A 10,673-nucleotide genomic window follows, 5' to 3' on the forward strand; every position below is an offset into this window, starting at 1 on the left:
CTCTGCGAAGACGGGAGCCTGTCCGGGGCATTTTTATTGCTGCGCCACGGCCTGCCTGATTACTCCTTGTGGATCGGAAGATCCCTCCGCTGCGTCTGCGGTCACCCCCTCAAGCCCACTGTTGGCATCCATGCCGCGCTATAAATTAAATTTATGTATTTTGGCTAAATGACCTCATTTTTCCTTATGCCTTTGCCAGCTCCTGCCTGCGGCTCTGTTTTCGTCCTTTATTACCGTCAGCTCGCCATCGCCCGATCCTGATAGATGCCTGCGCCCACAGAGTGCCGCCAGAACGCGCCTGATGATAAAGAGGTGAAGAGAGGGAGGTGACGGCGCGGTGTGACGCCATGCACGGGTATCTGATGCGTTTGACTGCGGTTGATACGGAATCTGGCACGACGGTTCCGCTATCAGCAGCCAGTGTCTGAGAGAGGCGCAAAAAAATCCCCGCCAGCTGGCGGGGATTTTTGATTGGCGATCGACAGGCGATGCGATTACAGCATGATGCCGCCGAAGAAGAAGCCCAGCGCCACGGCAATCGCGATGGTGGCGGTGCCGGGGATAAAGAAGGGGTGGTTGAACACGGCTTTGCCGATGCGGGTTGAGCCGGTGTCGTCCATCTCTACCGCGGCCAGCAGGGTCGGGTAGGTCGGCAGTACGAACAGGGCGCTCACGGCCGCGAAAGAGGCGATGGCGGTCAGCGGGCTGACACCCAGTGCCAGAGCGGCAGGCATCAGGGCCTTGGTGGTTGCACCCTGTGAGTAGAGCAGCATGGCGGCGAAGAACAGCACCACGGCCAGCAGCCAGGAGTACTGGTTCAGCAGGTCGCCAGCGATCAGCTGGATGGTGTCCATGTTGCCTTTCACGAAGACGTTACCCAGCCAGGCCACACCCAGTACGCAGATACAGGCGGACATACCGGACTTGAAGGTCGGCATGTTGGTCACTTGAGTGGCGTCCAGTTTGCACACCAGAGTCATGATGGTGGCAGCGGCCAGCATGATGCCCATGATGGCGCCATCGCGGGGGATCGGCGGGTTGGTGATCAGGCCAACTTTACCGGAGATCGCGGTGGCATAGGCCATCACGGCCACGATGGCGGCGATGAAGATCCAGACGGACAGCTTGGCGTAGGGTTTGATTTCCAGCTGGCTGGTGCCGCGCAGCTTGATCTGGCCCTTGGCTTTACGCTCCAGATAGACTTCGTCCTGTTCCAGCGGCTTGCCCATCATGTTGGCGATGAAGGCACCCAGGATACAGGCCAGGAAGGTGGAGGGGATGCAGATGGCCAGCAGGGTCAGGTAGTCAACACCGAACGGCTCGAGCATGCCGGAGAAGGCAACCACAGCGGCAGAGATCGGGGAGGCTGTGATGGCGATCTGGGAGGCTACCACCGCGATGGAGAGCGGACGGGACGGGCGGATCCCCTGCTCTTTGGCCACTTCTGCGATAACCGGCAGGGTGGAGAAGGCGGTGTGACCGGTACCGGCCAGCATGGTCATCAGATAGGTGACGACCGGGGCGGCGAAGGTGATGTATTTGGGGTTCTTGCGCAGCGCTTTTTCAGCCAGGGAGACCAGATAGTCCATCCCGCCAGCCAGTTGCATACAGGCGATGGCGCAAATGACGGACGCAATGATCATGATCACATCCCAGGGGATGTAGGTGACCAGCTGGTCGCTCGGGATCTGCACCCCGAGGCCCCAGGTCAGGACCAGAACCCCCAGACCACCGGCAAAGCCGATGCCGATGCTGCCTATCCGGGCGCCCAGATAGATAGCGGCGAGCACGACAAGTAACTCGATTCCAATCATAGCGATAACTCCATTTTTTAGTTTTTTGGTTTTTATTTGGCAAAAAGCCAATTCCCGATCGGGCTGGGGATAAAGACCAATCGGGAACTGACTTTAAATGGGCCGGGAAGATCCCGGCCCATGCGTCGCTTATACAGTGGTTTCGCGAGTGAAACGCTTGGCCTTGTATTGCGGGTTCATCAGGTTCTCGATGGAGAGGATCTCGTCCAGCTGCTCGGCGCTCAGCAGGCCGCGCTCCAGTACGACTTCACGTACGTTCTTGCCGGTCTGGGCGCAGATCTTGCCAACGATGTCCCCTTCGTGGTGACCGATGAAGGGGTTCAGGTAGGTCACGATACCGATGGAGTTCAGCACGTGGTTCATGCAGATTTCCGGGTTGGCGGTGATACCTTCCACGCACTTCTCGCGCAGGGAGATACAGGCTTTTTCCATCAGGCTCAGGGATTCGAACATTGCCTGACCAATCACCGGCTCCATGACGTTCAGCTGCAGCTGACCGGCTTCGGCGGCGAAGGTGATGGTGATGTCGTTACCGAATACCTTGAAGCAGGACTGGTTGACCACTTCCGGGATAACCGGGTTGACCTTGGCCGGCATGATGGAGGAACCAGCCTGCATTTCCGGCAGGTTGATCTCTTTCAGGGCAGTGCGCGGGCCGGAGGAGAGCAGACGCAGGTCGTTACAGATCTTGGAGAGCTTCATGGCCAGACGCTTGATGGCGCCGTGCAGCATGACGTAGGCGCCGCAGTCGGAGGTCGCTTCGATCAGGTCTTCAGCCGGTACATAGGCACGGCCGGTGATCTCGGCCAGACGCTTGATGGCCAGTGCAGAGTACTCGGGCGGAGTGTTCAGGCCGGTACCGATGGCGGTAGCGCCCAGGTTCACTTCCAGCAGCAGCTCCTGGCAACGCTTGATGGATTTGATCTCTTCGCGCAGGGTCACGGCGAATGCGTGGAACTCCTGACCCAGGGTCATCGGCACGGCGTCCTGCAGCTGGGTACGGCCCATCTTCAGGATCTTCTTGAACTCGTTAGCCTTGACGTCGAAAGCGGCGATCAGCGCTTCCAGGGCATGCAGGGTCACGTCGGTGCTGTTTACAACAGCAACGCGGAAACCGGTGGGGTAGGCATCGTTGGTGGACTGGCACTTGTTGACGTGATCGTTCGGGTTGATGACGTCGTAACGACCTTTCTCCAGACCCATGATCTCCAGTGCGATGTTGGCCAGCACTTCGTTGGTGTTCATGTTGACGGAGGTACCGGCACCGCCCTGGTAAACGTCGACCGGGAACTGGTCGAAGCACTTGCCGGTGTTCAGCATCAGGTCGCAGGCTTCCACGATCTTGTCTGCAATTTCAGGACGGATGGTACCGAGCTCGCCGTTGGCCAGCGCAGCGGCCTTCTTGGTCAGCACCATGCCACGTACGAATTCCGGAACGTCAGAAATCTTCTGAGAGCTGATCTTGAAGTTCTCGACAGCGCGCAGGGTGTGCACACCGTAGTAGAGATCATTGGAAACTTCTTTAGTGCCCAGCAAGTCTTCTTCAATGCGGACGTTCTTGATGTCGCTCATTGTAATGCCTCAGAAATCAGATAAATGGAAAAATCCTCACCGAGTGGTCGCGAGTTCCTTGCGCACAGCTCATCCTGAAGCACCACACACCGAGTGGGGCGATTGGGAGTGTGACCTCCCTAATAACTAATCAACATACTACTCCAATTGAGGTATCGGTTATTAGAGCTGGATCACTAATCTGGTGACATCTTCAAATTCCTTTGATGAATGTACACATATGTTGTACATGATTTATCACCATGATTTTTATAAAAATTTGTAATTTTTTGCTGATTTTTTAGCGTCTGGTTGATGAGGGGGTCATTTGGGTGGCTTGAAATGGGCGGGTTGGCCCCCATTTATTGGGGGTAGGAAGTGGTGACTCGCGCGTCTGAACATCGTGTGCAGCTCCCGGTTCGCGGGACCACTTTTTCTCACATTTGACTGGTTGTGGAGCTTATATGGGCAAGCTGTTTCTGCTGTTGGTGGGTCTGGTGGTACTGGAGCTCACCGTGATGATCGAGGTCGGTTCTGTGATTGGAGCGCTGCCGACCGTCGGCTTGCTCATCCTGACCGCCATTCTGGGCTCTTCTCTGGTGCGCAGTGAAGGGCTCAAGACCCTGTTCAGTGCCCAGCAGAAGATGCAGCAGGGCGAGATGCCGGGCCGCGAGGTGATGGGTGGCATGATGCTGGCGCTGGCCGGTCTGCTGCTGATCATCCCGGGTTTTGTCACTGACTTTTTCGGGATCCTGCTGCTGCAGCCCTGGCTGCGTAACAAGCTGGCCGACAAGCTGATCGGCAGCAACCAGTTCCGGATGCAGATGGGGGGGTTCCAGCGTACTCAATCGCCGTTTGAGCAATCCCTCGACGATCATCCGAAGCAGGGGGGCACCACCATCGAAGGCGAGTTTGAGCGCAAAGAGTAATCGACGAGACGAAAACCCGAGGCGAGTGACTGAATCAGGGTTTGCCCTGATGGCACAACGCCTCGAAGCGGTGTCGGGCATACCACCATGCGAGGGTGCCCGCCGCCAGATTGGCTAGCAAGATCCCCAGATATATCCCCTGTTCTCCCCCCCACCTGGCGCCTAGCCAGGCTCCTGGCAGTAAAAAGCCAAACAGCCGCAAGCCGTTGAACAAGAACGAGATGCTCGATGCCCGCACGCCATTGAGCGCTGAGGCCAGCAGCATCACCATCCCCTGAAAGCCATATCCGATCGGTACCAGATGCAGATAGAGGATGATGAGGCGGATCACCTGTGGATGGTCGCTGAACAGGTTGGCGATGAGTGGTGCCAGCAGCCAGGTGAGGCCATAGATGGCCAGCTGGAACAGCAGGGCAAAGCGCATGCTGCTCTGAAGCGCGGCCTTGGCCCGGGCCGGATTGCCGGCGCCACAGTTTTGCGAGATAAAAGGGGCCAGCACGGAGGCGAGCGCCATCATCACGATCAGCAGCAGAGCCTCGACCCGCGATGCGGCGCCGTAAGCCGCCACCACTTCTGTTCCCAGACCGGCAAAAATCGTCATCAATACCGCATTGGCCAACGGATTGAGCATGTTGGTAAAAGAGGCGGGGATGGCGACATGAAGCAGTGCCCGCCAGTGGTAGAGCAGCCGGACGCGCGGCGAGAGGCGCCACAGCAGCAACCCTTCCCGATGACGCAGGATGTAGAGGCTCACCAGCATGGCCATCAGCCATGAGATGGAGGTGGCGATGGCGGCACCCCGGATCCCCCACTCGGGGAAGGGGCCGATGCCGAAGATAAGCAGCGGATCCAGCATGCCGTTGACCAGACCGGCAACTGTCATGACGAGGCTGGGCGTCTTGGTATCGCCGGTGGCGCGGATGGCGGAGTTGCCCACCATGGGCAGCACCAGCATGGGTACGGTGAGATACCAGATCAGCATGTAGTCGTGGATAAGGGAGATAAGTTCGGCACTGGCACCCAGCAGGGTAAAGAGCGGTTTGATGGTGAGGGCGCCCCCTGCCGAGAGCAGGGTGACCAGAATCACCGCCAGAAACAGGCTATCGGTGGCGAGGTGGGCCGCCTCTTCATGCTTGCCCTGTCCCAATGCATGACCGATCACCGCCGAGAGGCCGGCTCCCAACCCCATGGCGAGCGAGGTGACCACGAAGGTGACCGGAAAGGTAAAGCTGATGGCCGCCAGCGCTTCAGTGCCCAGCATGCCGATAAAAAAGGTATCGACCAGATTGAAGGCCAGAATGGCGACGATGCCGAGGATCATGGGGCCCGTCATCTGACGCAGTACGACAGGGATAGGTGCTGTCAGCATGGGATTGATGCGGGTCAAGGGATCGTCTCTACATCTTGCTCGAAGAGCTGGGCTGATAACTGGGCTGGCGCTGCCAGCGAAGTTCGCGAAGAGAACAGGGGCGAACAATCGAAGGTGTTTATAGTACGTGAAAAAATTTTTTTTGTATTTGCCCTTGAAGGGTTAGCAACCTCACCCCACATCAGGGACATATCCGATTTGGCCTGGAACGGCCATTCCTCAAAGCAACAATGAGACTCATTTTGGGAGAGTTATCGATGAAAATTCGTCCACTGCACGACCGCGTCATCATCAAGCGCATCGAAGCTGAAGCCAAATCCGCTGGTGGTATCGTACTGACTGGTACTGCGGCTCAAAAGTCCACCCGTGGTGAAGTGCTTGCCGTGGGGACTGGTCGAATCCTGGATAATGGTGATGTCAAAGCGCTGGCCGTCAAGGTTGGCGACAAGGTTATCTTCAACGAAGGCTACGGCGTGAAAACTGAGAAGCTGGATGGTCAGGATGTGCTGATCCTGTCCGAGACCGATATTCTGGCGATTGTCGAAGAGTAATCCATCCCCACTTTTCTCCGAATTGATTGAAAGGATTGAACAAAAATGGCTGCTAAAGACGTTAAGTTTGGTAACGAAGCCCGCATCAAGATGCTGGAAGGTGTGAACATCCTGGCTGATGCCGTCAAGGTTACTCTGGGCCCGAAAGGCCGCAACGTGGTACTGGACAAGTCCTTCGGTGCCCCGACTATCACCAAAGATGGTGTGTCCGTTGCGCGCGAGATCGAGCTGGAAGACAAATTCCAGAACATGGGCGCCCAGATGGTCAAGGAAGTGGCTTCCAAAGCGAACGACGCTGCGGGTGACGGTACTACCACTGCAACCGTTCTGGCTCAGGCTATCGTCAACGAAGGTCTGAAAGCCGTTGCCGCCGGTATGAACCCGATGGATCTGAAGCGCGGTATCGACAAGGCAGTTGTGGCTGCCGTTGCCGAGCTGCAGGCACTATCCCAGCCGTGTGCCGACAGCAATGCCATCGCTCAGGTGGGCACCATCTCCGCCAACTCCGACGAGAAAGTGGGCAAGCTGATTGCCGAAGCCATGGATAAAGTGGGTCGCGATGGCGTCATCACCGTTGAAGATGGTCAGGGTCTGGAAGATGAGCTGGCTGTTGTTGAAGGTATGCAGTTCGACCGCGGCTACCTCTCTCCGTACTTCATCAACAAACAGGAAACTGGTTCTGTCGAGCTGGACGATCCGTTCATCCTGCTGGTTGACAAGAAAGTCTCCAACATCCGCGAAATGCTGCCGGTGCTGGAAGGTGTTGCCAAAGCGGGCAAACCGCTGCTGATCGTTGCCGAAGACGTAGAGGGCGAAGCCCTGGCGACTCTGGTGGTCAACACCATGCGTGGCATCGTGAAAGTGGCTGCCGTCAAGGCGCCGGGCTTCGGTGACCGTCGCAAGGCCATGCTGCAGGATATCGCCGTACTGACTGGCGGTACCGTCATCTCCGAAGAAGTTGGCATGGAGCTGGAAAAAGCGACTCTGGAAGATCTGGGTCGTGCCAAGCGCATCGTCATCACCAAAGAGAACACCACCATCATCGATGGCGTGGGTGATGCAGGCGTGATCGAAGGCCGTGTTGCCCAGATCCGTCAGCAGATCGAAGAGACTTCCTCCGACTACGACCGTGAGAAGCTGCAAGAGCGCGTAGCCAAGCTGGCTGGCGGCGTTGCCGTGATCAAGGTCGGTGCTGCTACCGAAGTCGAGATGAAAGAGAAGAAAGCTCGCGTAGAAGATGCTCTGCATGCTACCCGTGCTGCTGTTGAAGAGGGCGTGGTTGCCGGTGGTGGTGTGGCGCTGGTTCGCGTTGCAGCCAAACTGGCTGGCCTGCGCGGTGACAACGAAGACCAAAACGTCGGTATCAAGGTTGCCCTGCGCGCCATGGAAGCCCCGCTGCGTCAAATCGTCATCAACGCCGGTGAAGAAGCTTCCGTCATCGCCAACGCAGTGAAGAACGGCGAAGGCAATTTCGGTTACAACGCTTACACCGAGCAGTATGGCGACATGCTGACCATGGGTATCCTGGATCCGACCAAGGTAACCCGCTCTGCACTGCAGTTCGCCTCTTCCATCGCCGGTCTGATGATCACCACCGAGTGCATGGTCACCGAGCTGCCGAAGAAAGATGCTCCGGCTATGCCTGATATGGGTGGCATGGGCGGCATGGGCATGATGTAATCATCATCCCGGCTCTGTTTGAGAAACGGCTCGCTTTGGCGGGCCGTTTTTTTTTATCCGGCTAAACTGAGAGTTGTTGATAAGGATGTTATTTGGAGGTGGGTATGAAAAAACTGGGTTTGATTTCTTTGCTTTTTTCCTTGGCAAGCTTTTCCGTACTGGCATTGGGGACGCCTGCAGGGCCCGTGATTCTAAAGGTGACAGGCAATGTTAAAGCGGCAGAGACCGTTGATGGCGTTGCGCAGTTTGACCTTGCCATGTTGCAGGCACTGCCACAGCACGAGATCGTGACCGGCAATCCTTGGGTCGATAAGCCCCACAAGTATCGTGGGCCCAAACTGGCTGATGTACTGGCGGCTGTAGGGGCTGATGATGGCAATTCCATTACCCTGACTGCACTCAATAGCTACCAGATCCGTATCAACTGGGACAAGGTCAAACGCTATGAGCCCATCCTTGCCTGGGAGGACGATGGTGTAGTCATGAAGGTGCGCGACAAGGGGCCGCTCTGGTTTATGCTGCCACTTGATCAACATCCGGAATTGAAACGCTCCGAATATACCGACATGATGATCTGGCAGCTCAGCTCGGTTGATATCCAGCATTAATCGTTTATTGCTCAGGAGTATGGGGTGAAGGAAAAGACCAAAGCCTGGCCACTTGTCGCCACTCTTTATTTTTTCATCCTGTTGTTTACGGGAAGTACTCTCTATTCTCTGGTTCAGATCCAGAATGCGACCCGAGTCATGGAGAAGTACACCTATGATGTCTCCTGGGCATTGATGCAATTGCAGCTAGAGTTGGGGCGGTTTCTGAATAGTGTCGAGGTTTACCACTACGGTGGCATCGACCACGAAGCCCTGATGCTGCGTTATGACATTCTCTGGAGTCGAACCCCAATCTTGCTTAGCGGCCAATTGCGCAAGAGCATGGAGGACAAGCAGAAGACCCTGCGTCTGGTGCAGCTGATCGAAAGCAATATCCGCAATATGGAAGCTGATATCACCAGGTTGAAAGTGGGATCTCCGGATTACCAGCAAATCATGATGCGCCTTGCACCTTTGCAAGAACCACTTTCCTATTCTCTTGCATCTGTCATGCAGAAAAACATCAACATCTATTCAGAGAACGATCGCCATTTTGCCCAGCTGCGTAATGCTCTGCTGATGATGGTATCTGGTCTGGTTATCTCGGTACTCTTGCTCAGTGCGCTGCTTATATATGAAGGGCGGCGTCATTTCAGAGCTGTGCGGCGAGATCCTCTGACCGGATTGCCAAATCGGGTTGCCTTGCTCGAGATGATGGAGTCCTATGCGACACAAGAGATGCCATTTGGTCTGGTGCTGGTAGATATTAATGACTTCAGGGATATCAACAGCAAGTTTGGCTATGACACAGGGGATTATCTGCTCAACGAATTGGCAAAGAGAGTCAAAGCTTTATGTGAAGAAGGCGAGTCTTGTGGACGCCTTGGTGGGGATCAATTTGCAATTATCCAGCGTGGTAGTAGTGATCTGCGGCAAATCAGGGAGCTGGTCGCGCGCCTATTGCATTCACTCAAGCAGGACATGGTGTTTGATAATTATCCTTTCCGTCTCGAAGTCGGTATCGGCATAGCGTTTTATCCCGTTGATAGCGATAAAACCCAAGAGCTGTTGAGTCGGGTAGAGCAGGCTCTGTTCCATAGTCGCAAAACGCATGTTCCCTACGTTATCTATGATAACTCGCTGCTCAATGAGACTGCTCGTCGTAAACATCTTGCTTCCGACATGGTCATGGCGCTGGAGCACAACGCGCTAGAGCTTTATTACCAGCCCATTGTCAATCTTGAGACTGGTCGCTGTGAAGCGGTGGAGGCATTGTTGCGTTGGCGCCATCCAGAGCTTGGGTTCATCCCGCCCAATGAAGTCATCATGGTGGCTGAAGAGTTTCAGCTTGCCGAGCGAGTAGGCAGCTGGGTGCTGAATACCGCTTGTGAGCAGCTCTATCAGTGGCACCAGCTTGGCCTCGTCGACTTGCAAATGTGCGTAAACATTTCTCCAGGGATGTACCAGCGCAATTTGTTGAAACTGGTTGCCAAGGCATTGATGGAACATCATCTGCCTGCACGAAGCCTGGTGCTGGAAGTCACGGAAGACACCACAATGAGGGAGGTGAAAAATTCGCTGCAATTGATGCAGGATCTGAATCAGCAGGGAGTGCTGCTGGCATTAGATGATTTTGGCACTGGCTACTCATCGCTCAGCTATTTGCAGAAGTTGCCGGTAAGCAAAGTGAAGATCGACCGCTCTTTCATCCAGGGGATAGATACTTCACTTGAAGCATCGGAGCTGGTTGCCAACATCTGCCGAATGGGTTCCATGCTTGGCAAGATTTTGGTGTGCGAAGGGATAGAGACACAAGCTCAGCTGGATGTCTTGCGCTCCCTGACCGATATCCATCTCTATGGCCAGGGATATCTCTTCAGCCGACCGGAACAGGCAGAAAAGATTTATCAAACCCTGCTGGAAATGGAAGAACTTTGGCTTGCTCGACAACCATCTGACATCGCATGCATCAGCTAATAGATTGGATATGTGCCAGTTAAGGTCTCACCGATATGTGGTTTGGTTCAAAAAACACTCTTCCTGTTTGTTATATGAACATCTGTTTGCATTTTTCAAAGAAATGCGTAATTCCCGCTTGCCAGAACGAATTCACTCCCTATAATGCGCCTCCATCGACACGGCAAGCGGCAACGCAAACAGTCAGGTCGGTAACCTCGAAAAGCCTTTGCAAA

General features: G+C 55.3%; 8 protein-coding genes. 5 read left to right on the top strand and 3 right to left on the bottom strand.

Going from position 1 to position 10,673, the window contains the following annotated elements; all coding sequences use genetic code 11:
- Positions 1–494: 494 nt before the first annotated feature.
- Positions 495–1,814, bottom strand: a complete 1,320-nt coding sequence (locus tag BS300_RS14870) for an anaerobic C4-dicarboxylate transporter (protein WP_041209157.1) — start codon at positions 1,812–1,814, stop codon at positions 495–497.
- Between the two features lie 129 nt (positions 1,815–1,943).
- On the bottom strand, positions 1,944–3,386 hold the full coding sequence (gene aspA, locus BS300_RS14875) for an aspartate ammonia-lyase (protein WP_033113944.1): 1,443 nt from the start codon (positions 3,384–3,386) through the stop codon (positions 1,944–1,946).
- A gap of 443 nt (positions 3,387–3,829) precedes the next feature.
- Here aspA and BS300_RS14880 point away from each other — a divergent pair, with 443 nt between their 5' ends.
- Complete coding sequence (locus tag BS300_RS14880) at positions 3,830–4,294, top strand: FxsA family protein (protein WP_041209158.1); 465 nt, start codon at positions 3,830–3,832, stop codon at positions 4,292–4,294.
- Positions 4,295–4,328: 34 nt separating this feature from the next.
- Here BS300_RS14880 and BS300_RS14885 read toward each other — a convergent pair whose 3' ends face one another.
- Complete coding sequence (locus BS300_RS14885; RefSeq protein ID WP_239693835.1) at positions 4,329–5,663, bottom strand: MATE family efflux transporter; 1,335 nt, start codon at positions 5,661–5,663, stop codon at positions 4,329–4,331.
- Between the two features lie 257 nt (positions 5,664–5,920).
- Here BS300_RS14885 and BS300_RS14890 point away from each other — a divergent pair, with 257 nt between their 5' ends.
- The 4 genes from BS300_RS14890 to BS300_RS14905 all read left to right on the top strand — a co-directional run bounded on the left by BS300_RS14890 (position 5,921) and on the right by BS300_RS14905 (position 10,458).
- The gene (locus BS300_RS14890; RefSeq protein WP_005309514.1) at positions 5,921–6,214 is read left to right on the top strand and encodes a co-chaperone GroES; all 294 of its coding nucleotides are present in this window, start codon (positions 5,921–5,923) and stop codon (positions 6,212–6,214) included.
- Between the two features lie 45 nt (positions 6,215–6,259).
- Positions 6,260–7,894 (top strand): chaperonin GroEL, encoded by a 1,635-nt coding sequence (gene groL / locus BS300_RS14895; RefSeq protein WP_005341224.1) that lies wholly within the window; start codon positions 6,260–6,262, stop codon positions 7,892–7,894.
- 104 nt (positions 7,895–7,998) lie between these two features.
- Positions 7,999–8,502 (top strand): molybdopterin-binding oxidoreductase, encoded by a 504-nt coding sequence (locus BS300_RS14900; RefSeq protein ID WP_041209177.1) that lies wholly within the window; start codon positions 7,999–8,001, stop codon positions 8,500–8,502.
- Positions 8,503–8,526: 24 nt separating this feature from the next.
- Positions 8,527–10,458, top strand: coding sequence for a bifunctional diguanylate cyclase/phosphodiesterase (locus BS300_RS14905; RefSeq protein ID WP_071913661.1), 1,932 nt, complete (start codon positions 8,527–8,529; stop codon positions 10,456–10,458).
- Positions 10,459–10,673: the final 215 nt, after the last annotated feature.

Origin of the sequence: Aeromonas sp. SCS5 (genome assembly GCF_001887375.1) — a bacterium.
Taxonomy (GTDB): Bacteria; Pseudomonadota; Gammaproteobacteria; order Enterobacterales; family Aeromonadaceae; genus Aeromonas; species Aeromonas jandaei.